A 21,573-nucleotide genomic window follows, 5' to 3' on the forward strand; every position below is an offset into this window, starting at 1 on the left:
CTTCTTCAGGACTCCTCCGTACCGGACTCGACCGGGTAGAAAGTGATCAAGGTGGCGCTGTCCTCCTGGTCCACGACCCGTACGGCCGTCTCGCGGACGCCCACCGTGGACACATCGATCTCCTTGGGCTGCGACACCATGTGCCGCAACACCACGGGATAGCGGGGGGACTACCCGCCGACGGCCACGATCACCGCGTCGTCCTTCGGGTCGTAGGCGAGGTAGGAGAACGGCAGCCGCTCGGCTTCGTACTGGTGCCCGATCGAGGGGTCGGCGACTTCGATCGTGACGAGCCTCCCGCTCTGGGCGTCGGTGATCTCGTCGAGCGCCGTTCTCCACTCCCCGCGGTCGAGCGCTGCCTTGTTGTCGGACATGGTGTCGACCTCCCTTCTACGGTCCGTCCGCCGGATCGGATCTTCCTGACGAGTCAGGCGGTCGGCGCCGGCCCGTTCACGGCTCGTGCGCGCTCCGCGGCGAGGCGCACCGCGTGCACGGCGCCTTCCGGGTCGGCGCTGGAGACGGACAGGCGGGCGAACGCGCGGCCCGGAAAGAGATCGACGACCGCCACCGGCCCGCCCGCGTGAACGGCCACGAAGTCGACACCGTCCGCATGGCGCCACGTACCCAGGCCGAAACGTCCCGGACTCCAGCGCCCGCGCTCGGCGGCGCCCCGCAGGGCGCGCCACCAGTCCGGCTCGACCCGCGCCGCCTTCACGGCGGTGAGAGGCACCCGTACCTCCTTCCGCCTGGCGACGAGTGCCTCACGCCACGACAGCCGTGCGACCACATCCTTGTTCTCGACCACGAGACGGGCCACGGTGATCGCTTCCCTCCTGCCCTCCGTGCCGGTCGCGCACATGCCGTCCGGCCGCGTCGACCTCGGATCTCGATGCGGCGCGGCTTGGCCTTCCGGGCCTTGGGGACCCTGATGGTCGGCACGCCCTCGGCGAGTTCGGCGCTGACGTTCTCTGCGTCGGAGTCCTGGGGGAGGGTGACGCGGTAGTCGAACTGGCAGTTCATACGGTCTCGAAGGTCTACGCTCTCGCGGAGCGGATCCCACATCGGTGCTGTCCGCTCGCGGTGCGCGGGAAGCGTCATTCCGATCATCTCCTTCCGAAAGCACTCGGGGCGTGACGCCGGCCCGCATCTTCCGGAAGTCCCCCTGACCAGGACCTCCCATAGGCATATTGCCGTCGGCGCGCCGCCTATTCCCGCACGCGAGGTGCAGGGGAATGGCCTGTTTCCGGGCTCTTTTCGGGGGGTTATTCCGGGCGGCCGAAGCGGTGGGCGGCCCACAGGAGGGCCATGGCGCCGCCGGCCAGGAGGAGGGCGGCCACGAGGGGCAGGGGAGGCTGCCGGCCTGCCCATTCGATGCCGCCGACGGCGGCATGGTCCGGTACCCGGAGGGCGATGCAGCGGCGGAGCAGATCCACTCCGTACGCGAGCGGATTGGCGTTGGCCAGCGTGTGCGCCCAGCCGGGCATGGTCTCCAGGGGGAAGAAGGCGCCGGAGAGGAACAGGAGCGGCATCATCACCAGGCCGAGCAGCATGTGGAACGTCTCGGCTCTGCCGATGCTCACGGCCAGTGCCAGGGCTAGAGCGGTGAGCGTGAAGGAGGTCAGGATCATGCCGGTGAGGAGCAGCACCAGGAGGAGCGGGTCGTACGGCAGGCCGACGGCACCGGCCAGGCTGAGGAGCACGGCGCCCTGGACCGTGGCGACCAGGGTGCCGCCGGCGCAGCTCCCCAGGAGCAGGGTGGAGCGGCCGACCGGGGCCATCAGGAGTTCACGCAGGTAGCCGCTCTGCCGGTCGGTGATCAGACGGACACCGACGGTGATGGCAGGCATCTGCACCGTCATCATCAGCATCCCGGGGAAGAGGTAGATCTGGTAGTCGACCCCCAGGGACGTCCGGGGAATGAGGGCGGCCAGTCCGCCTCCCAGGGCGAAGAGGTAGAGCACCGGGTGGAGCAGCATCAGCGCGGTGTGGGTGCGCTGGCCCGCGAGGCGCAGCAGGTCGCGGTAGATCAGGCCGTGGACCGCGCGCAGTTCGTGCCGCAGGCGGGCGGTCCATCCGCTGCCGGAGGTGCCAGGGATGCCCGAGGTACCAGAGCTGCCGGAGGTGCCGGAGGTGCCGGAGGTGCGGAGGGGGAGTGTCGTCATCGGCCGCCGTCAGCTCCTGTCGTGGTCGCGCACGGGGAGGGGGTGGTCGGTGTCGGGCCGCCGGCCTGTGTGGCGTTGATGCTGCGGCCGGTGTGGTGGAAGAAGACGTCGTCGAGCGTGGGAGGGGTCGCGGAAGCCGCGTGCACGGCGACGCCGTGGCCCTCCAGGGCCGCGCAGAGGCGCGGAATCCAGGCGCTGCCGTCGGGTACCCGCAGGCAGACCCCGTCGGCGTCCACGGTGATCGCCCCGTTCGACGGCGCGATCCGGCGCACCACCTGTTGCGCTGTCGTGTCGTCGCTGGTGCGCAGCACGACCCGGTCGTCTCCGATCGCGGTCTTCAGCGCGAGCGGCGTGCCCTGAGCCACCAGCCGGCCGTGGTCGATGATGGCGATGCGGTCGCAGTTCTCCGCCTCCTCCAGGTAATGGGTGGTGACGAAGAGCGTGCTGCCGTGCCGGTCGCGCAGCGTACGGAGGTGCTCCCAGACCTGGGCGCGTGCGTGGGGGTCGAGCCCCGTGGTCGGCTCGTCCAGAAAGAGCACGCGGGGGGCGTGCAGCAGTCCGCGGGCGATCTCCAGGCGGCGCCGCATCCCCCCTGACAGGGTGCGTACGGGAGAGCTCCGCCGATCGGTCAGTCCGACCATCTCCAGCACCTCGGTGGCGCGCCGGCGGGCGTAGCGGCGGCGCAGCCCGTAGAGGCGTGCGTGGATGTACAGGTTCTGGTCGGAGGTCAGGTCCGGGTCCAGAGCGCTGTGCTGGAAGAGCATGCCGACCTGTCGCCGTACCTGGTGGGGCTGGGTGAGCACGTCGGCGCCGGCCACCGTGGCGTGACCGGCGGTCGGCCGGGCCAGGGCGCACAGCAAGGAGATCGTGGTGGACTTTCCGGCGCCGTTGGGGCCGAGGAAGGCGAAGCTTTCGCCCTGGAGCACGTCCAGGTCCAGGCCGCGTACGGCATGACTGGTGGTGCCGTCCGGTCCCGGATAGCTCTTGACCAGGCCGCGAGCGCTGATGGCGTACCCGGGTTCGGGAGAGTGCGGGCTGGTGAGGGCAGCTGTCATGAGGGCTGAGGGGGCGAGATCGTCATCACCGGCGTGGAGCTGCATGTGGTCTGGTCCTCGTCTACGGAGGGTGCCGCGACGTCCAGGCTCTCCGCTCTGTGGTGCGCTGGGGATCGCGAAGCCGAGGACGGACACCCATGAGTTCCGGCCGTCGCTCCGGTCGTCGCTCCGGCCGGCGGCCGCCCAGAGGCAGCCGCCGGCCGGAGGGTGCTGCCTGACTCAGGCGCAGCTGACGCCGATGCAGACGGTGTTGAGCAGAGTCAGCAGACCGATGCAGTCACACGTCTGGGAGCCCGCGGCCGCGTCGACGCTGACGGGCTCCGTCTCCGGAAGGGCGTGGAGACGGGCCAGCAGTTCAAGGTCCTGGTGTTCCATGGGTTCTCCTTTTTCGGTGGGTGGCGGCAGTACTGCGTGCCGCTCAAACCGGCATCTGGACCATCCAGTGCCGGGGGTCGGCGTGGCGGATTCGCAGGAGGAAGGCCAGGATTCCGGCGGATCCGTCGCTCCAGCTGGTCGAGACGTCCCCGTACTCGTTGGGGAAGACCAGGTGGCCGTGGCGCTGGGCCCCTTCGGCGAGGATGAGGCGGGCCAGCTCCTCCGCCCTGGCGCGGTAGGCGGGATCACCTGTGGCGTCGGCCATGTCGAGGAGGAAGTCACCGTTGCCCGCCAGCCCGTGGCACTGGGTGAGGGCGGCCCGGGAGGCGCGTTCCGTGACGGCGTGCGTACCGCGGCGGGCGAGGTCGCCGAACCTGTCGTCGCCGGTGGCCTTCCACAGCCGGACGAGGAAGGTGCCGATGCCCGCGGAGCCGTGGCACCAGTACGGGGCCGTGGGCAGGTTCGTGGCCTGTGCGGGCCACTGGGCCGCCTCGCCGACGAGTACGGTGTTGGCCAGCAGGAGCCCGCCCGCCTCCACGGCCAGCTCCATGTGCTCCGGGCGCTGGGAGACGGCCGCGGCGCCGAGGAGAAAGCAGCCGATGCCGGCCGTTCCGTGGGCGAAGCCGAGGTAGCGCTTGCCGGCCTCCTCGGAAACGGCTTCCGCGGGAACCGCCCAGCTCACCCCGGACGGCTCGCGCTGTGCGGCGGCGGCCAACCGGTCGGCGGCGTCGACCACCAGTTCCGCGAACCGCGCCTCACCGGTGCGGTGCCACAGATGCAGGGCGGCGAGTCCGCTGCCCGCCGTACCGTGCGTGATGTCGTGGCTGGGCGTGGACTCCTGCGGTGCCAGCGCGAGGGCCAGCGCATGATCGGTGAGTCGACGGTCGTCGATGGCGCGTCCGGCGTCGTACAGGGCCCACGCGGTCCCACGGCCGCCGAAGTGCAGACCGGGGCGTGTGGAGCGGGTGTCGGTGTGGCGTGCGATCCAGTGGCCCGCGGTCGAGATCAGCTCGGGCAGGCGCGGGTCGCCGGTGAGTTCGAAGTACCGCGTCAGGACCGCGAGGACGCCGGCCGCGCCCTGCTGCACGGTGCAGGGGTCGGTCTCCCCGGCCGTGGTGGACACCGGCCACAGCCGACCGTCGTCCGCCGGGGTCATCGAGTCGACGAGGTGGTCGACGATCCGGACCACCGGATCGCCGGGGTCCTCCTCCCGGGCCACCCGATTCGTGGGGTCGTCCTCCGGAGCCGGGTGGGCGGCGGCGTCGCCGACAGGCTGCGCCGGGATCGCTCTCCTGAGGGCCTCGCGGGCCGTGGACGGGTCCCAGCGCTCGGCGGGATCGTCCTTCATCAGCCCGAGGACCATGTCCGCCAGGCCGTCCGGCAGGCGCAGCGGCCCGGCGCAGGCGGCCAGCCAGGTGGCGAGCCGCTCATCCGAGGTCCGTCCCGCAGGCTCCTCCGTCAGCAGGTTCGGCACCTTCCCGGCCAGGACGAAGCACACGTTGGCACCGAGGCTGTAGTAGTCGGCCGTCGGGGAGACGGGTGCGTCGGTCAGCCGTTCGGGGGCGCTGAAGCCGGGGGTTCCCAGACGCGTCGGCAGGGGAGTGTCGCCCTCGAGAACGGCGAGCTCCAGGTCGATCAGGCTCAGTTCGCCGTCCGGGCGGACCATGATGTTGCCGGGCGTGAAGTCCCTCAGGACGCAGCCATGGGCGTGGGCCGTCGCGACCAGGTCGACCAAGCGCGCGACCAGGGCCAGCGCGTCGGCGTGGTAGCGCTCACCTCCGACGTCACGGAAGTGCTCGGCGACCCAGGTCCGCAGGGTGACCCCCGGCACCTGGTCCTGGGCGAGGAACAGGTGCCCGCCGTGTTCGAACAGCTTCAGCGGTTCCGGCGCCAGCCCCAGGCCCTTGAGCTTCTCCAGCGTCCGGGCCTCGGCGCGCAGCCAGTCGCGGACGTCCCGGCCGGAGACGTCGGCGTCCACGTGCGGCCGGGCCTCCTTGATCACCACGTCGGCGCCCGTCTGCACGTCCGTACCCCGGTAGACGCCGCCCTTGTTCGTGTGCCGGATCGCCTCCCGTACCGCGAAGCGGCCGCCGAGCACCACCGGGTTGCCTGCCGTCTCCTCCGCGCGCGGAGGGGTGGGCACCGAGGCGGGGAAGGGGCAGACCGCCCAAGGCGGCGGAGAGAACTGACCCGTGCGCTTGTCCTCCACGGGATTGCCGTCGGGGTCCTCGATGAACCACACCAGCAGACCGTGGTCCGACAGCCGCCGCCGGGCGACGAACGAGCCGTAGCGGTAGTGCACCAGGCTGTTCGGGGCATAGGGCTGGTCGGACAGGATCCGGGGGCCGGCCAGCCCCACCGTGGCCTGGTGCAGCGCCTCGGCCAGCCGCGCCGCGTCGGCGTCGGAGCTCGGATAGACAGTGATGAACTTGCCCGAGCTCCCCCGGGGCGTGGCACGGGAGTTGAGCGCGCTCACCTGGTCGAGCGACCGGGCGAACTTGAACGCCGACTCCTCCCGCAGCAATACGTCCAAGGCCTTCGCGAGGACCGTCGGCGCGGAGGCGGCCGTCGCCGACACGTGCAGCTTCCAGCCCTGATCGCGCCGCGACCCGGTCCGGGGCGCGACACGGCACCACATCTCGTCCGTGTGGGCCGTCCAACGCGCGTCGGTGCCCGTGGCCCGCAGCGCTTGGTGGAGGAGGCCCTCCAGCTCGGCTTCGGTGGTGTGACTCGTCATGCATTCCCTCTCAACGGCGAGAAGCGCTGGGGGAGACGTGCCCGATGATTCCGGCGTTACCAACACAGAACGGGTCGAATTCACTTGATTCGACGAGCGCGCGGCCTGTTTCTCCCACCCCGGCGAGCGCCCGGCGCAAAAGGAGGCGCGCACGCGAGCACGCCGGGGCGGCCGTAAGTCTCGAACGCCTCCACCGCGCCTTGATCGACGAAAGCCTGCCGGCGGCCCCGCACCTCAGCCCTTCGCGCCGCCGCGGCCACGCGAAACCCCCGCGAAACCCCTGTACGGGTGGCGAAGGCGCTGGATGGAGCACGAGCGAGTGGCGGAACGCCGGTGCCGGGTCACGCTTGACGGGAGCCGCCCGGTCGGGCGGCGCCCCTGAGCCTCGCCGCGTCCAAGAGGAGCCGTCCATGCCACCGTTTCCGCGCCCGGGCCGTACCCGCACCCAGGACCGCACCGGTCCTGTACGGCGCGGATACCGCCCGATCATCCTGCTCGCCACGGCCACCACCGTCATCTGCGGCCTGATCGCCCCGCCCGCGACGGCGGCGGGAGGAGACGGGCAGTCCACCGACGCGCTTCGGGAACAGCTCGAACAGCTGGTAAGCGCACCCGGAGGACCGCCGGGAGCGATCGCGGTGCTCCAGCAGGGTAAGGAACGGCATGTTCTCCGGGCCGGTGTCGCGGAGGTGGGCACGGACCGGAAGCCCCGGCCCACCGATCACATGCGGCTCGCCAGCACGGCGAAGATGTTCAGCGGCGCCGTCTCACTCCAGCTGGTCGACCGCGGGAAGCTCCGCCTGGACGACACGATCGGGAAGATCCTCCCCCACCTGCCCGAGGCATGGCACAAGGTCACGCTTCGACAGCTCCTCCAGCACACCAGCGGCCTGCCCGACTTCTCCCAGGCCCCGGAGTTCGCGGCCACCCTGACGGCAGACCCGCAACGCGTCATCGACTCACGACGCCTGCTCGACTTCGTCGCCGAAGAACCGCTCGCCTTCGCACCGGGGACGCGGTACGCCTACTCCAACTCCGACAACATCGCCGTCGCTCTGATGACGGAGGCGGTGACCGGCAAGCGCTACGAGGACCTTCTCGCCCACCTCGTGTACCGGCCCCTCGACCTGCGCGACACCAGCCTCCCGAAGGGCTCGGAGATGCCGGAGCCCTACCTGCACGGCTACGACGTCCAGCCGCCCGGCCCGCCCGAGGACGTGAGCGAGTCCTACAGCATGTCCTACGTGTGGGCCGCCGGCGGCAGCGTATCGACCCCCGCGGACCTCAACCGCTTCATCCGGGGGTACGCGGGAGGCCGGCTCCTCTCCCAGCCCACGCGCCGAGAACAGCTGACCTTCGTCGAAGGAGCGAACTCCTCCCCACCGGGCCCCGGAGCCAACGCCGCGGGCCTGGCGATCTTCCGCTACAAGACCCGATGCGGAACGGTGTACGGGCACACCGGCAACACCCTGGGCTACACCCAGCTCGCGGTGGCCACGGCGGACGGCCGCCGCTCGCTCACGTTCAGCCTCACCGCCCAGATCACGGAGACCACCGATCCGGCACTGTTCTCCCGGGTACGGGCGGTACAGGAGGACTTCGTGTGCGCGCTGCTGGCGTGATCGCCTTCGGGCAGGACGAGGACACCGAGGAGCCGGGGGAGCGGCAGGCGGGGTTGTAGGGTCGCCGCGTGGCGCGTCCAGGGCGCCCCGCGTGTCGGAACGCCCGGCGGCGACAAGGCGGCGCGCGCCTCGCCCCGCGGAGGTGCCCCCTCCCCGTCCGGACCGAAAGACGGCTGCCCATGGGCCACCCGTCACCTCGAAAGTGGTTGATCATTGTCCCCGGATTACCCGCGGCAGGCCGCGGACGCCGCCCGAACCCTGGCCGAGCTGGACGCACAGCTGGTGCGGTGCCGCGCCTGCCCCCGCCTCGTCGCGTGGCGTGAGGAGACCGCCCTCGTCAAGCGTCCCGCGTTCCTCGACTGGCAGTACTGGGGACGACCGGTGCCCGGGTTCGGGCCCGAAGACGCCGCCATGGTGATCACGGGGCTGGCCCCCGCGGCACACGGCGGGAACCGGACAGGCCGGATGTTCACCGGCGACCGTGCGGGGGACCTGCTGTTCGCGACTCTGTACGAGCTCGGCCTCGCCTCCCAGGCAACGGCCACGAGCCCGGACGACGGCCTCGAACTGTACGGGGTCAGGGTCACGGCGCCTGTGCACTGCGCGCCGCCCGCCAACCGCCCCACGCCTGAAGAGCGGGACACGTGCAGGCCGTGGCTGGCCCGGGAGTTGCAGCTGCTGAGCTCGACGATGCGCTCCGTCGTCGTACTGGGCGGCTTCGGCTGGCAGGCCGCACAGGCCGCCCTGGAGGAGGCCGGCTGGCGCCTGCCCCGGCCGCGCCCGGCGTTCGGCCACGGCCGGCGGATGACAGTGACGCCGGTGAACGGAGAGGGCCCGCCGTTGACGGTGTTCGCCTGCTACCACGTAAGCCAGCGCAATGTGTTCACCCGCCGGCTCACCCCGGAGATGCTGCGCCAGGTGCTCGCCGAGGCCGCACACACGGCCGGCCTTTCCACGGAGCGGCCGAACCAGACGTGAGCGGGTCCTTCACCGCAGCGCGCGGGGACCCCCGGTTCCCCCCGGTGCGCACCCTCCGCAGCCACTCAGCCCCAGGCCGACGGCACATGACCGCATGTGATCATCGTACGGAATGGGTCCAGGGAGGATTCAGGGGAGGGAACATGGCTTACACAGACGCCAACGGCATCGACCTGTCCGGTGTGACCGGAAGGCTGATCCAGACCGTGGACCTGGTGAAGAACCCGGCTCCGCAGGCCATCGCGACGGACACCGTCAACGGTCACATCTTCGTGCTCCAGGTGGAGAGCTCGGCCACGGCCTCGGTCGGCAACATGTACCTCAACCGCATCGACCGCCAGACCGGCGCGCGTACGGGTCACATGCACCTGAAGGGCTTCGGGCACGGCCTCGCCATGGGGGTGGAGGCGGTCGGCGGCGACAGCTACCTCTGGACCGAGGTCGGCCCGCTCCATGTCACCAGCAGCGGCACCGCCTTCGGGAAGGCGGTCACGCGGTTCCGGTTCGTCGACGGCGCGGTTCTCGACGGAGCCACCATTCCGCAGGAGCAGAAGTTCACCGCACCCGGAAGCACGGCCGGCACCGGGCCCTCGACCGACCCGGTGAACCGCCTCCTGACCGTCATGTACCACAAGGACGGCAAACGCCTCTTCACCCGCTACGACCTGGCCGGAGCCGCGGCCGGCGAGTGGGTCCCGGTGGGCACGACGTTCACCGTGCCCACCGGTGAGGACATCACCCCCGCCGTGCCGTCGCCGTACACCCTGAAGCCGAAGCTCACCTTCCAGGGGTTCGCCGCCCTGGGCGACGTCCTGTACATCTACCAGTGGGCGCCGTACGACAAGGACAAGGACCCGACCATCCCCAGCGAGTTCCCGGGGATCACCTTCCTCACCTCGTACTCGTGGACGACTGGCGAGCGGCTCGACCGGCAGGTGGTCACGGGCGCCGACGGCCTGACACGGCGGGAACCGGAGGGACTCGCCGTCGAGGTCGACCCGACGACCCAGGAGACGCGGCTGCTGTTCGGGTTCAGCAACACGGTCCCGAACACCGAGTACGCGCGCGATGTCACGATCGGCTGGTACCCGACGAAGCAGGCGGTGGACGGCGTCAAGGTGCTGTCGGACTGGGAGGACCTCACGCTGGAGACCGGAGTCGCCCCCGGCGCCCAGCGCCCGCGCGGCCGGCTGATCGCCCTGGCCGGCACGGCGTACCTCCAGCTGCGGGGCACCCTCACGTGTTCCCCCGGCCTGACGGCGGACCGTAAGATCGCCACCTTGCCGCACCGGCTGCGGCCCACGCGGCCGGTCCGGCAGAACGCCTCCCGCAACAACCAGTCCGGACGCTGCGTGTGCCGGATCGAGGCGGACGTCCACGGCGCGCTCTGGGCGTACGGAGCCACCACCGGCAACGCCATCACCTGGATCGACCTCGACGGCGTCTCGGCCGCCTGGCGATGACGGCACGCCGCCACCGGACATCCGCCCACCGGTTTCCCCGCCCACCGGCTTCCCGCCCCACCCGATCCGGAGGATCGCGCATGAACCGCCCTCGCCCCACCACCAGCCGCCGCTCCCTCCTCGGAGCGGCCCTGGCCGCCCCCGCCGTCGCCGCCGGGGCACCGCTGCTGTCGGCCACACCCGCCGCGGCGGTGGACGCCGTGGAAGGGTGCCAGGTCGTGGTCGACTGGACACCGATCACCCCGGCGCCCGGAGTGACCCCCCAGGCCGCGGCCCCGGTACAGGCACGCGTGATACGCCTCGCGGGTACCGAATACCTGCAACTGCGCGGCGCGGTCACCTGCTCCTTCACCGCGGACAGCCAGCTGGGCGCCCTGCCCGCCACGATCCGCCCGCCCAAGGTGACCCGCGGCGTCTGCCCCCGCAACAACAGCCAGGGCGTGAACGCGGTCCGCGTCGAGGCGAGCACCCAAGGAGTCCTCACGGTCTTCGGCCCGCAGACGACGAACGAGGTCACGTGGATCCAGCTGGACGACTTCTCGTCCGTGATGCGCTGACCACCGCATCGGTTCCAGAGGCCGTACCGGACCACTCCGATACGGCCTCTGACGTGACGGTCTGCAAGGATCTCCGTGACCGTACAAACGATGCAGGGGTGGGAAACATGATCGTTCTGGTACTGCTCGGCGTCGTGGTGCTCGCCGTCGGCGGATGCGTGTGCGCGGTCTGGGCGGAGCGCGGTGGACCCCGCTGGGTCCGCGCCGTGGCGGGCGTGACGCTCGCCCTCGGCCAACTGCTCCGCCAGGCGGACAGGAATCGCCGCCGCGGCCTGAACAGCGGCAACAGCAACAACAACGGCAATGGCGGTAACGCAGGCGGCGATTAGGCCGAGCGGCGGCTCGTTCGCGTGCCCGGCCGCGTCGGGGGTACCCGGGAAGGCATGCAGGCATTGTCACAAGATGTGATCGAGTGGGTCCGTGAGGACATCGACGAGGTGAAGGCGGAACTGGTGGCTGCCGTGTCCGACGGGCGCCGTGGCTCGGCGGCTCTGGGAGCGGGCGGCGTGCTCGGCGTACTGGCCCTGCTGGCCGCTCAGGAGTCGGCCGTGCGGGCGCTGGAGCGGGTGTGGCCGGCGCAGCGTGTGACAGGGGCGCTGGCCGCCGCGTACGGCATCGGGGCGGTGGCCTTCGCGGGGTACGGGTACGAGAGACTGCGACGAGCCCGAGCCGCGTCACGGGAGGCGTTGGCGAGTTCGCTGGACACGGTGAAGGACGTGGCCGACGAACTGGCCCAGTGACGTCCGCTCTCCACGGCGGGGCGGCCCCCGTCCCCTCCGATTTTCCGATGTCCGTACGGATGTCCCGAGGTTCAGGGGGCACGCGTAGTTCCGTGCTCGCACACGGGAGCGGGTCCGCGCCGCCGGAACCGTACGACGCCGGACGCCGGACGCCGCCGCCCGGCAGCCAAGCGGTCGGCATCGACCGACAGGGACGTACGCGGGCGTGCGCGGGCGTATGGGGGCGTGCGCTGAGCGGCAGGGTGACAACGGAACGCAGGGAGCGCAGATGAAGGTCCGTCAGTGGTCCGTCCGACCGGATCTCCGGCTCACGGCCCACGTGGTCGCCGGCCGCTATCGGCTCGAGGACCTGTTGGGGCGCGGGGGCGCGGCTGATGTGTACGAGGGCTGGGATCTGCGGCTGCGGCGGCCGGTGGCGGTGAAGGTCTTCCGGCCGGGCGGTGACTCCCAGACGGAGGAGCGCTTCGAAGGCGAGGGCCGCTTGCTGGCCCAGATGCAGCACCCGGGGCTGGTGACCGTGTACGACTCCGGCTGCGAGGACGGACGGCCCTACCTGGTGATGCAGCTGATCAAGGGGATGACGCTGCGCCGGCGCATCGCAGCGGCCCCCTTGGCGCCCGCCGAAGTCACGCGGATCGGGGCCGCCCTGGCCTCGGCGCTCGCCCATGTGCACGCGGTCGGTGTCGTACACCGCGACGTCAAGCCGTCGAACATCCTCCTGGACGGGACGGGCGCCCCGCATCTGACCGACTTCGGCATCTCCCGGCTGCTGGACACCACCGCCCACACCGCCACCGGCACGCTCGTGGGCACCGCGGCGTACATGGCGCCGGAGCAGGTGCTGGGCAGGGGAGCGGCGCCGGCCGCGGACGTCTACAGCCTCGGACTGGTGCTCCTGGAATCCCTGAAGGGTGAGCTGGAGTACGCGGGTGCCCCGTTGGAATCCGCACTCGCGCGGCTGCACCGGCCCCCGGTCATTCCCGCGGGCCTTCCGGCGGATCTCGTCGAGCTGCTGGAGGCCATGACCGCTCAGGACGAGACCAGCCGGCCGGACGCACACGCCTGCTTCCAGGCACTGGACGCCATGCCGGGCGGGAACTCCACGTCGTCCGCCGGCTGGGCCGGTCCAGCAGGAGACCTCCGTCAGGCGGGTGAGGACGAGAACGCGGTGGACGACACCCTGCGGTCGGAGTCGGCCGGTGGCCGAACAGGTACGGCCGGGCCGCTGCTCGCGTCCCTACCGGGTGAGGACTCCCCGCCGCCCGTGGGCCCGGTGTCCACGGCTTCCGCTTCCCGCCGTTCCCGTCGCCCCCTGCTTGCCACGGGGGCGACGCTGGCCGTGCTCGGCGCCACGCTGACCGGCTCGATCGGCGGGCTGCACCCGGAAGGCGAGAGTGCGGCCTCCCCGCCGGCACGCCAGGCCACGACGGACTCCACCTCTGCCGGAACGGAGGGGACGAGCGAACCCTCGCCGGCCCGGGAAGGCCACCCGAGCCCCTCCTCCTCTTCTTCTTTCTCCTCGACGGCACCGGGCTCCGTCCCCCGTTCGCGGACGACGTCTCCTCCCACCGCCAAGGAGGACCCGTCCGCCACGGAACAGGGCCCGGCGGCCGGGAAGCAGGAGAATCCGACCCCCGCGGCCTCCCGAGAGAAACCGGACAGCGGGAGGGGCGGCGCTGCCGAGGATCCCGTACGCGACGAGCCCGGGCCGAGGCCGGCGAAGGCCAAGCCGCCGAAGAAGAACCACCGGGACTGACGACGACCCGGCCGACAGCGCAGAGCCCGACCCACAGCGCCCTGACCCACCACCGCCGCACACCAGCACCGCCCCTGGGCCGATGAAGATGGGAGATCTCATCGGCCCAGGGGCGGCGCTGCGGACGCTGGTTGATCAGTCGTTCACGTTCCGGTCGAAGTTCTTCTCGCACATCTCGCGATCGCTCTCCGTCTTGGCGTGCTGGACGCAGTCGGTGAAGCTTTCGAACTCGTCGGAATTGAGGACCGACGCGCCGATCGCGAGGATCACGACGGACCCGATCAATCCCAGACCGCCGAGAACCGCGCCGACGATCGACATCTTCCCGTGCGGCGCGCCGCCCCCTCGTGCCTTGCGTGCGCCGACGATGCCGAAGATCACGGCCAGCAGACCGAGCACGATGCCACCGAACACGGTCCAGAAAAGGAGCAGCGCCGCTACACCGAGAACGAGCGCGGCGATGGCCAGCCCGTTACCCCGCTTCCCGCTCACGTCCGAGGCCATCGCGGAGTCGCTCGGCGTCTGGGGGTGGTGGGAGAAAGACATGTCATCACACTCATCTCTGTTTCCGCGCCGTCGAGTTCACGTACGTACCACCGTGTGCCCCCCTATCGACGACGAATGCCCTCCGTTTTCACGCCGGAGGCGAAGGAGGAGGACAGGGGTGTGCCCGTACCCACAGCGGATCAGGCGCTGCTGGAAGCGACCAGCTTGCGTACGTTCTCGACGCTGCCGCACCCGGACTCCAGGTACTTCGCGCGCGCGTGCTGGAAGGCCTTGCCGAGCTGCGCGCGGCGCTCGTCGCTGACGTTCTCGCGCGCGTCGTTGATGAGGGTCCGTTCCTCCTCGTCGGCGTGGTGGTTGACCGCCGTGACGAGCTCTTCGAGCTTCTCGTCCCACTCCTCCGAGGCCGGGTCGTCGACCTCCAGCAGGGCGAGCAGCGCCTCGTTGGCTTCGTGGTGCTCATGGACGCTGTGCTCGACGTCATCGTCGTCCACGTTCTTGTAGCGCCGCAGAGCGGGGTAGACCTCGTCCTCCTCGGCCGAGGCATGGGCGATGAGGAGGTGGGCGAACTCTTCCAGGGCGGCGGAACGGTCGGCTTCGACGTTGCGCATCGTACGGAAGAGCTCCTCCATGCGGCGGTGGTCCTCCAGGATGGCCTCGACGACATCGTGGGACGGCATATCGACTCCTTGATCGTGCGGGTTGGTCCGGTTCACCGGATACCCCGGTTCCCCCAGCTCAGGCCTCCCGCTCGACGAGTCGCTCCATGCGTGGCACCCATGGGAGGCGATGCGCGGGAGGGCTGCGCCCTGGATGCCGCGTCGCGGTCAGGCGCCCGGGCCGGGGTCAGGGTGGACGGGTTCCTCGATGCCCGCTCGTGCGGCTTCCAGTTGAGCGGCGAAGGCGATGCCGAGGAAGAGCGCGATGCCCGTCACATTGGCCCACAGCAGCAGGGCGACGAAGGCCGCCAGAGGCCCGTAGACCGCTCCGAAGGATCCGCTGCCGCCGATGTAGAGGCCCAGAAGCCAGGTGGCGACGACCCACAGAAGAAGATGGATACCCGACCCGAAGACGAGCCAGGTGTAACCAGGCTGGTCACGGCGGGGAGCCCAGCGGAAGATCACAGCGGAGGCGACTGCCGCGAGCAGCACTCCGACCGGGAGGTGGAGCGGCCGCCACCAGTCGAGCAGGGACGGCGGCCAGTGCAGGGCCCGCGTCACGGACTCACCGATCTCGGGCCCGGCGACGATGACGAGGAACCCCGCCCCCAGGGGCAGGCCCGCGCCTACGGCGAGCAGGACGCCTCTGCCGTACTTCGCGAGGAAGGGGCGGTCCCGCTCGATGCCGTAGATGCGGTTGCAGCCTCGCTCGATCTGCCCCATGGCGGAGGCGAGGTTGAGCACCGCGAACCCGAGCCCGAGCCACATGGCCACGGCCCCCGCGATGTCCGCCCCGGCGCTGTGCCGGGTGTCGGCGAGCGCCTGACGTACGAGATCGGCACTGGCGCCCGGCACGATACGGGCGAGGGTCAGTTCGATGGCCTGACCGAGACTCTCGGTGTGCATGGTCGTCGTCACCCCGACGAGAGCGATGGTGAACGGGACGATGCCGAGGACCACTTGATAGCCCAGGGAGCGGGCGGAGCTGAAGCCGTCCGCGTACCGGAAACGGGCGAACGAGTCGATGAGCAGTGTGCGACCGCCGTAACGCCGCAGTGCGGTGAACGCCTCGTCGCCGGAGAGTTCCTCGCCGAACATGTCCCGCGTCTGCGGAACGTGTACCACCGTGCCCATGACGTCCTTCCTGGCCAGCAGCGTCCCGCACGACACGCGACATCTGCCGTGTGCCCGCTACGGAGGGGTGCATACGCGCGGGCTGCCGGGGGCTGGCGATGCAGTCGCCGCGCACGAGAACCGCAGGAGGACGCGGCGTGGAGGAGCGGCGTCGTCGCCGGGGACCTGGGGCCCGGGCGAGCGGTCGGGAAGACGCTCAGCCGCATGTGGTGGCTGAGCACGTCGTCGGCCGAACCGCGCCAAGGAGCAGCCGAAGGTGTGGCCACAGGCCGGGGCAGGGCGTGGGGGGAGAGGTCGTGCATGGCGGCGGTGTGTGATGGGAATGGACGCGATCGGTCAACCCGCACGAGCGACCGGGCCCGGAGCGCTCCGCCGAACACCCCTGGCACCGATCACCGCCGCTTTGCGAGACTGTTCCCATGGCACATGAAGCACCTCACGAGGCAACGGTCGCGACCATGGCTGTCCTCTTCGATCCCGAGCCGACGCCGTGGGGTCTGCGCGGTGACCCTCACGTGTGGCGGGCCATGCGCGACCGCCTGTCCGGCACGGACGTCCCAGCGGCGGTCGATGAAGCCACCGCCCAGCTGCGGGCGGTGTTCGCCGAGCTTGTCGGTCTCGACCTCGCCGAGGCCGACGTTTCGTCCGTCTACCGGCAGGAGTACGCCCACGGCGGGATGTCCAGCGGCATGGTCGACCTCGACACCTGGCGTGAGCGACTGATGCCCCTGCTCGTGGAGCGTGCCAGGGCTCTGTTGGGCGGCTGACCGCGGCCGCGCCGCCAGCCGGGGGTTCCACACCCTTCGGCATGCGCTGCCGCCGCCCTGCTGGCGCGGATGGACCACCTGGCCAAGCGTTGAGCGATTCCTCCACCGCCTCCACCGCCTCCACACGAAGGCGCGCAGAGGGGGGAGGCGGCGGGGCAGCGAGCGAACTGGACTGGTGCCGTTGACTCTGCCTAGGGCGAGCCGGCCTTTAGCCGAACGGAGAGAATGCCTGTTCCTCTCTCTGCTGCCGCGAGAACCGGATGTCGCTCCAGTCCAACGCCTGCCGCGCTTGACGCTCAGCCTGCTCCGCCACCTCACGCGCCTCGACGAGAACGTCACCGCGTTCCTTCACCAATCCACGGTAGATCGGCGGCTGCTCGGATATCTCTGCATTGCTCATGAGGCTCATACTGACTGTTCGGCGACGTTCTGTCAGTTCAAGCCCCCTCTGCATCGTCCCGAAGGTTGCTCGGCCCTCCCGCCATAGACAGCCCGTGCCCCCCCCGCAGCCGGCCCGCGACCGGTAGGCCCACTCGAACGCGATCCGCACCTGGGACCGACCCCACGGCCACGACCTTCCCCAGCGCGGCCGCACCCCCGCCTCCATCGTCGATGCTTGGAGCCGAAGGCCCCGTGAACAGCATCCCGCCAGGCGACGGCTCTTGGATCGGGCAGTACGGGGAGGACAGGCACCGGTGGGTCTGAGCCGTGCGTCCCGTGGGCGGTGAATGCCGAAAGCCGCCCGGGGGTTGCCGAGCGGCCTCCGTGCGAGCGTGCGGTGGATCCTGGCTGCGCTGGCTGCTGCCTCGGGGTTCAGCTCCCGACGCTCTGCTCTGACGTATTTCCGCTGATCGTCGTCGTCGAGTTGGAGTCGCTGCCACTGGAGGACCGCTGATCGTTGCCCTCGCCAGCGTGGTCACGGGAGGAGGAGTCTCTGTTGCTGTCGGTGGTTCCCGCGATGCCCAAGGTGTTGAGGATGCCGTCCCCTGCCGGAGTGTCGGCCACGGCGTGCGAGGCTCCGGAAAGGGTGACAGCGGCCGCGGCGAGGGCAACGGCGGCGAACGCGCGCTTGGTGTTCTTCATGCCAGGCGAACGATCTCCACGGGGCGGGGTCACGGTGGCGACGGCGCACACGCTGTCGACAGGCTCGTGTCCTGAGGTCGGTCGCCTGTTGATCCCTGCGTGAAGACCGCTCAGCCGGTGACCGGCGATGGGACCGTGCCGCCCCTCCCTGAGCCGACCGCTGCGGAAGCGCGGGCAGCAGGCTCATCACGTGGACTCCCGCGCGCACACTGATCAACAGCTCGCACCGCAGCTGACGCGAAATGCCCGGGCAGTCGGACAGACTGTTCCACAGGGCTGGCCGCAGGTAGTGGGTTCCGTCAGGCGCCGCATTCGCTCGCACCCACGCTGGGTCCAACGCGGGTTCAGGCGGAGGTCAGACGCCTACTCCTGCAGCATGAACAGCGAGGCCGAATCGATGGCTTTCAGCTCGCGAGGCAGCGGTTGATCGAAGTGCATCACCCCATGCTGTCCGACATGACCCCACGACGAGGAGCCGGCCCCAAGGAGTCATTCCGTGAGGAGTCCTTGGAGGCTCGCACTGGCCCCGGCGGCTACGTCCACGAGGTGCGAACAAGTCTGTAGGCGCACACATCAAGGACTCGCGCAGGCACCAGCAGGCTTCTGCCGTGTGATCTACTCTCCCGCCAGGAGGGGTCGTGAACCAGTTGCTGAGGTTGTTGAAGCGGACCTGGATCGACTGGGCTGTCTTCGTCTCCATGGTCGTGGCTGTTGCCAGATGCAAGAGCCCATTCCTGGACGTCTTCTTCACGGTGGGCGCGCTTGCGGCGGCCGCCGTCGGTATCCGTAAAACCTGGCAGATGGTGGGGCGGGACCCGAGACGAAGCGCCCCGTAAACACCTCACGGCACCGCAGAAGTCGAGCCGGACCCGAATCCCCTGTGGACGAAGCCAGCAATACCGGGCGTCGCACCTGCTGTGGCGCCAGTGCCGGTCCCGTACCTCCCCCTGGGTTCCCGGCGGTGACGGCGCACGGTACCGGGTCGCGCTCCCGCACGGTGGTGGAATATGCCAGGTTCGAGTGCGGGGCGTCCGGCTGCTGCTGCATGGTGTGCGAAGGGCGACCGCCGATCGCGGCGTCCTGGCGGCGCATAGTCGGAGGAGGATCCATGGGGTGGTTGCGTGAGGGGTATCGATCGCACGAGGGAGCCGTGGGAGTGCTGCTGGCCGACGGCAGCGAGCCGGGACCGGTGTACTTCGACATGGGCAGCGGAGGGGACGTTCACCAGTCCACGGACTGGTGGGTGTACGACGGTACACGTCGTGCTCCGACCGCCGTACAGATGCGCGGAAGGTGTTCCTGCGGCTGGCGGGGCGAGCGCACCTACCCGATCGATTGGGCCCAGATTCCGCGCGACGACCCTTACGAGTACGACACCTCCGGTCCGCTGGAAGACTGGCAGGAACACGTAGACGAGGTGGAGGCGCTCACGGTGCCGCTGCCCGCCGCTCGCCGACCTCCTGGTGCAGCTGCGTGAGCAGTTGGACCGCCTCGTCGACGACAGCCCGCTCGCCGCGCTCCGAGGCGGTGAACGAGCTGGAGACGGTCGTCTCCTCGATCGGCCCGGTCGCCGCCCTGCTCACGGTGAGGGGAGAGAAGACGCCGATGCCCCGGATCGCCGAGGCCCTCGGCATGACCGAGCGCGACGCCAGCTCCCGCCTCTTCCACTACAAGTACATGCGGTGAACGGGCCTTGTCGCACGGGGAGTCGGTCAGCCGGTTGGGCAGACAGTCGGGAGTGGACGGAGGCCGGCATCAGCCCACCCATGGCCGCGAACCGGCCCCTGCGGCTCTTTTGATCCGGCTGACCATGGCTTCTAGGACGGTCTGCCATGGCCTGCTGCGACGCCTTCGTCCGGCCCCCGCGTGGGGGCGGTTTGGAATTGCCCACAGACCTCGGGAAGGTCCCGCGGCGGGCGCGCGGAAGTTCGCAGACTTCCGCGCGCACCGAAGGTAGACCGCGGAGTGCTGATGCCACTCCCGACCTTCGTCTCGGCGAAGTCCTTCGGCGTCACCAGCTCCGCGCTCGCCCTCACCCTCGCCTCGAAGCGACCAAGCCTGTTCGCTGAGTGCGATCCGGCAGGCGGCCGTATCCGGGCGGACTCCTCCGGGCCGAAGTCGGCGCCGATTTCGGCCTCTACCACCTGGCAGCCGCCGAGCGCACCAGCCCGGACGCGCTCGCGCAGGGCTTCGCCTCCCATCTGTAACTGATGTACGAGGCCGGCCGCTCACCACTCGTCATCGACACCCCATGGCTTCAGCCGAGCCACGCCGCGCCCCGGAGCGATCCACCACTCCGGAGGCGATTTCGGTCAGGAGTTCTGGGGCGGGCTTCAGCGGCGCTCGGGCAGGTCGGCCTCCGCCGGCAGGGTGGTGAGCGTTCGCGGCGCCCTGGTCGACGATGCCGCGGGCGCGGTCCTCTTCCCGCAGAAGGCGGCTTCCAGCGTCCCGCCGAGCGCAGTGTTCGCCGCGCCCCGGTTCGAGGTGTTCGCCATGGCGGAGAGCGCGCGCCGGCCGTCGCGGGTGGCGAAGGCGTACGTGTAGAAGCCCTGCACGGTGCCGGTGTGCCCGTACACCTGGGTGCCGCAGGACAAGTCGTAGCGGCGCAGCCCGAGCCCGTAGAAGCGCGTCTGGGTGGCGTCCGTGGGGGTGACCGTGGTCATGGCGTCCAGCATCCGGGGCGAGAGCAACCTGCCGCGCATGAGCGCGGTCGTGAAGGTGTTCAGGTCGGCCGGGTCGGAGATGACCGCGCCGGCCGTCTGGGCCCAGGAGGCGGTCTGCTCCGTGGAGTCGACGAGCGGCGACCCCTCCTCGTCGGGGTGGAGGTAGCCGCGTACGTGTGCTCCCTTAATCCGCGTCTCCGGGTGGACGTACGAGGTGTGACGCAGCTTCAGCGGCCTGATGATGCGTCGCTCGTACTGCTTGGCGACGGGGGTTCCCGTGGCGTTCTCGATGAGCATGCCGACGACGACGAAGTTGGCGTTGGAGTACTTGTACGCCAGACCGGGCTCGGTGGTGCGGGGCTCGGCCAGCGAGAGGTCGACCAGCTCCTGGTAGGTGAAGACGCGGTTGCGTACGGCTTCGAAGCCGGGCACGGTCTTGGCGAACATGGCCTCGGTGTAGTCGGCAAGGCCGCTGCGGTGGGTGAGCAGATGGCGGACCGTGATGCGATCGTCGGGCAGCAGCCCGGGAAGGTAGCGGTTGACCGGTGCGTCGAGCTCCAGCCGTCCCTCGTCGACGAGTTGGAGCAGCACGACGCTGGAGAAGGTCTTGCTGACACTGCCGATGCGGAAGCGAGCCCGGGTGTCCATGGCGGCGCCGGAGACGCGGTCGCGGACACCGACAGTGCGCGTCCGGACGCCGTCGGGACCGGTGAAGCGGGCCATCGCCCCCGGAGCGCCGTTGACCATGGCGGCGTTCAAAGCCGCGGTCACGCCGTCCATGTCGGGGGAGGGGGCGGCTGTTTCTGTGGGTGCTGCCGGTGCCGCGGAGGCGGCGGTGGCGGGTGCGAGGCCGCCGGCGAGGGCGGCGATCAGAGTGGCGCTCAGGGCCAGACGTCGGTGCGTCGACAGGGGCACGTGACTTCCTCGTTCTCGTCTCATCGGAAGAACGGCACACGCGTGGGGTGTGCCGTGTCGGGGCCTGGGAGGAGCGATCACTGCGCGCTGTCCGGGATCCCCATGGAGCATGAGTGCCAACGGGCCACGTCGGTTCCTGTCACGGGGCGCCGATATCCCGTCCGGCAGGGTGCCGGAACCGTTTCGCCGGTAGGTCGCTGAGTGTCACCGGGGCTCGGCAGCGGTCCTGGGCACAGAAGAACCATCCCGACCGGGTGCGGGATGGTGGGGGAGGAGGCGGCATTTCTGTGTGCCTGCCGCGTACATTGGCACCGCCCCAGGTGAAGGACGTCACCTGGGGAATCGTCGCCATGCCGGCGAAGGCGCCGCAGGGGGCGCGATCCGTTGCCAGCCGGGCGGAACG

General features: G+C 70.4%; 26 protein-coding genes. 12 read left to right on the forward strand and 14 right to left on the reverse strand.

Translation table 11 applies throughout. The annotated features are described in order from the left end of the window. Positions 1–5: 5 nt before the first annotated feature. The 8 genes from ACIRB4_RS24400 to lanL form a co-directional block, all read right to left on the reverse strand. The gene (locus ACIRB4_RS24400) at positions 6–140 is read right to left on the reverse strand and encodes a hypothetical protein (RefSeq protein ID WP_403294265.1); all 135 of its coding nucleotides are present in this window, start codon (positions 138–140) and stop codon (positions 6–8) included. 30 nt (positions 141–170) lie between these two features. Further along, positions 171–374 carry a DUF5335 family protein gene (locus ACIRB4_RS24405; protein WP_403294266.1) on the reverse strand — a complete coding sequence of 68 codons (204 nt, stop codon included), beginning with the start codon at positions 372–374 and terminating at the stop codon, positions 171–173. Positions 375–427: 53 nt separating this feature from the next. After that, the gene (locus tag ACIRB4_RS24410; RefSeq protein ID WP_403294267.1) at positions 428–817 is read right to left on the reverse strand and encodes a hypothetical protein; all 390 of its coding nucleotides are present in this window, start codon (positions 815–817) and stop codon (positions 428–430) included. Continuing rightward, complete coding sequence (locus tag ACIRB4_RS24415; RefSeq protein ID WP_403294268.1) at positions 712–1,368, reverse strand: Hsp20 family protein; 657 nt, start codon at positions 1,366–1,368, stop codon at positions 712–714. The genes ACIRB4_RS24410 and ACIRB4_RS24415 overlap by 106 nt, the downstream gene beginning before the upstream one ends. Continuing rightward, positions 1,263–2,162 (reverse strand): ABC transporter permease, encoded by a 900-nt coding sequence (locus tag ACIRB4_RS24420; RefSeq protein WP_403294269.1) that lies wholly within the window; start codon positions 2,160–2,162, stop codon positions 1,263–1,265. Before ACIRB4_RS24420 ends, ACIRB4_RS24415 begins: the two co-directional genes overlap by 106 nt. Further along, positions 2,159–3,262 (reverse strand): ATP-binding cassette domain-containing protein, encoded by a 1,104-nt coding sequence (locus ACIRB4_RS24425; RefSeq protein WP_403294270.1) that lies wholly within the window; start codon positions 3,260–3,262, stop codon positions 2,159–2,161. The genes ACIRB4_RS24420 and ACIRB4_RS24425 overlap by 4 nt, the downstream gene beginning before the upstream one ends. A 174-nt stretch (positions 3,263–3,436) precedes the next feature. Continuing rightward, a complete protein-coding gene (locus ACIRB4_RS24430) occupies positions 3,437–3,592 on the reverse strand; it encodes a VenA family class IV lanthipeptide (protein ID WP_403294271.1) in 156 nt (51 codons plus the stop codon). 43 nt (positions 3,593–3,635) lie between these two features. Further along, positions 3,636–6,329 carry a class IV lanthionine synthetase LanL gene (gene lanL / locus ACIRB4_RS24435; RefSeq protein ID WP_403294272.1) on the reverse strand — a complete coding sequence of 898 codons (2,694 nt, stop codon included), beginning with the start codon at positions 6,327–6,329 and terminating at the stop codon, positions 3,636–3,638. Positions 6,330–6,739: 410 nt separating this feature from the next. Here lanL and ACIRB4_RS24440 point away from each other — a divergent pair, with 410 nt between their 5' ends. The 7 genes from ACIRB4_RS24440 (at position 6,740) to ACIRB4_RS24470 (ending at position 13,445) form a co-directional block, all read left to right on the forward strand. Next, a complete protein-coding gene (locus ACIRB4_RS24440; RefSeq protein ID WP_403294273.1) occupies positions 6,740–7,951 on the forward strand; it encodes a serine hydrolase domain-containing protein in 1,212 nt (403 codons plus the stop codon). 213 nt (positions 7,952–8,164) lie between these two features. Next, on the forward strand, positions 8,165–8,929 hold the full coding sequence (locus ACIRB4_RS24445; RefSeq protein WP_403294274.1) for a uracil-DNA glycosylase: 765 nt from the start codon (positions 8,165–8,167) through the stop codon (positions 8,927–8,929). A 143-nt stretch (positions 8,930–9,072) separates the two neighbouring features. After that, positions 9,073–10,392 carry a hypothetical protein gene (locus ACIRB4_RS24450; protein ID WP_403294275.1) on the forward strand — a complete coding sequence of 440 codons (1,320 nt, stop codon included), beginning with the start codon at positions 9,073–9,075 and terminating at the stop codon, positions 10,390–10,392. A gap of 80 nt (positions 10,393–10,472) precedes the next feature. Further along, positions 10,473–10,949, forward strand: coding sequence for a hypothetical protein (locus ACIRB4_RS24455; protein WP_403294276.1), 477 nt, complete (start codon positions 10,473–10,475; stop codon positions 10,947–10,949). A gap of 107 nt (positions 10,950–11,056) precedes the next feature. Then, positions 11,057–11,278 carry a hypothetical protein gene (locus ACIRB4_RS24460; protein WP_403294277.1) on the forward strand — a complete coding sequence of 74 codons (222 nt, stop codon included), beginning with the start codon at positions 11,057–11,059 and terminating at the stop codon, positions 11,276–11,278. Between the two features lie 54 nt (positions 11,279–11,332). Further along, positions 11,333–11,689: a phage holin family protein gene (locus ACIRB4_RS24465; RefSeq protein WP_403294278.1), complete on the forward strand. Its 357-nt coding sequence runs from the start codon at positions 11,333–11,335 to the stop codon at positions 11,687–11,689. Between the two features lie 268 nt (positions 11,690–11,957). Continuing rightward, on the forward strand, positions 11,958–13,445 hold the full coding sequence (locus ACIRB4_RS24470; RefSeq protein ID WP_403294279.1) for a protein kinase: 1,488 nt from the start codon (positions 11,958–11,960) through the stop codon (positions 13,443–13,445). 135 nt (positions 13,446–13,580) lie between these two features. Here ACIRB4_RS24470 and ACIRB4_RS24475 read toward each other — a convergent pair whose 3' ends face one another. The 3 genes from ACIRB4_RS24475 to ACIRB4_RS24485 all read right to left on the reverse strand — a co-directional run bounded on the left by ACIRB4_RS24475 (position 13,581) and on the right by ACIRB4_RS24485 (position 15,742). After that, complete coding sequence (locus tag ACIRB4_RS24475; RefSeq protein WP_403294280.1) at positions 13,581–13,949, reverse strand: DUF4190 domain-containing protein; 369 nt, start codon at positions 13,947–13,949, stop codon at positions 13,581–13,583. A 182-nt stretch (positions 13,950–14,131) separates the two neighbouring features. Continuing rightward, a complete protein-coding gene (locus ACIRB4_RS24480; RefSeq protein ID WP_403294281.1) occupies positions 14,132–14,629 on the reverse strand; it encodes a hemerythrin domain-containing protein in 498 nt (165 codons plus the stop codon). A gap of 147 nt (positions 14,630–14,776) precedes the next feature. Then, positions 14,777–15,742 (reverse strand): YihY/virulence factor BrkB family protein, encoded by a 966-nt coding sequence (locus ACIRB4_RS24485; protein ID WP_403294282.1) that lies wholly within the window; start codon positions 15,740–15,742, stop codon positions 14,777–14,779. A gap of 458 nt (positions 15,743–16,200) precedes the next feature. On the opposite strand from ACIRB4_RS24485, the gene ACIRB4_RS24490 reads away from it, so the two are divergent. After that, positions 16,201–16,509 (forward strand): hypothetical protein, encoded by a 309-nt coding sequence (locus ACIRB4_RS24490; RefSeq protein ID WP_403294283.1) that lies wholly within the window; start codon positions 16,201–16,203, stop codon positions 16,507–16,509. A 208-nt stretch (positions 16,510–16,717) separates the two neighbouring features. Here ACIRB4_RS24490 and ACIRB4_RS24495 read toward each other — a convergent pair whose 3' ends face one another. Next, entirely contained in the window at positions 16,718–16,909 is a 192-nt protein-coding gene (locus ACIRB4_RS24495; RefSeq protein ID WP_403294284.1) for a hypothetical protein, read from the reverse strand. Positions 16,910–17,322: 413 nt separating this feature from the next. Further along, positions 17,323–17,592, reverse strand: coding sequence for a hypothetical protein (locus ACIRB4_RS24500; protein ID WP_403294285.1), 270 nt, complete (start codon positions 17,590–17,592; stop codon positions 17,323–17,325). Between the two features lie 638 nt (positions 17,593–18,230). On the opposite strand from ACIRB4_RS24500, the gene ACIRB4_RS24505 reads away from it, so the two are divergent. The 4 genes from ACIRB4_RS24505 (at position 18,231) to ACIRB4_RS24520 (ending at position 19,799) form a co-directional block, all read left to right on the forward strand. Further along, entirely contained in the window at positions 18,231–18,428 is a 198-nt protein-coding gene (locus ACIRB4_RS24505; protein WP_403294286.1) for a hypothetical protein, read from the forward strand. 320 nt (positions 18,429–18,748) lie between these two features. Then, complete coding sequence (locus ACIRB4_RS24510) at positions 18,749–19,069, forward strand: hypothetical protein (RefSeq protein WP_403294287.1); 321 nt, start codon at positions 18,749–18,751, stop codon at positions 19,067–19,069. Further along, entirely contained in the window at positions 19,066–19,278 is a 213-nt protein-coding gene (locus tag ACIRB4_RS24515; RefSeq protein WP_403294288.1) for a hypothetical protein, read from the forward strand. The genes ACIRB4_RS24510 and ACIRB4_RS24515 overlap by 4 nt, the downstream gene beginning before the upstream one ends. Positions 19,279–19,661: 383 nt before the next feature. After that, a complete protein-coding gene (locus tag ACIRB4_RS24520) occupies positions 19,662–19,799 on the forward strand; it encodes a hypothetical protein (protein ID WP_403294289.1) in 138 nt (45 codons plus the stop codon). A 126-nt stretch (positions 19,800–19,925) separates the two neighbouring features. Here ACIRB4_RS24520 and ACIRB4_RS24525 read toward each other — a convergent pair whose 3' ends face one another. After that, positions 19,926–21,170 (reverse strand): serine hydrolase domain-containing protein, encoded by a 1,245-nt coding sequence (locus ACIRB4_RS24525; RefSeq protein WP_403294290.1) that lies wholly within the window; start codon positions 21,168–21,170, stop codon positions 19,926–19,928. Positions 21,171–21,573: the final 403 nt, after the last annotated feature.

It is taken from the genome of Streptomyces sp. NPDC093600, from assembly GCF_044764755.1.
GTDB lineage: Bacteria > Actinomycetota > Actinomycetes > Streptomycetales > Streptomycetaceae > Streptomyces.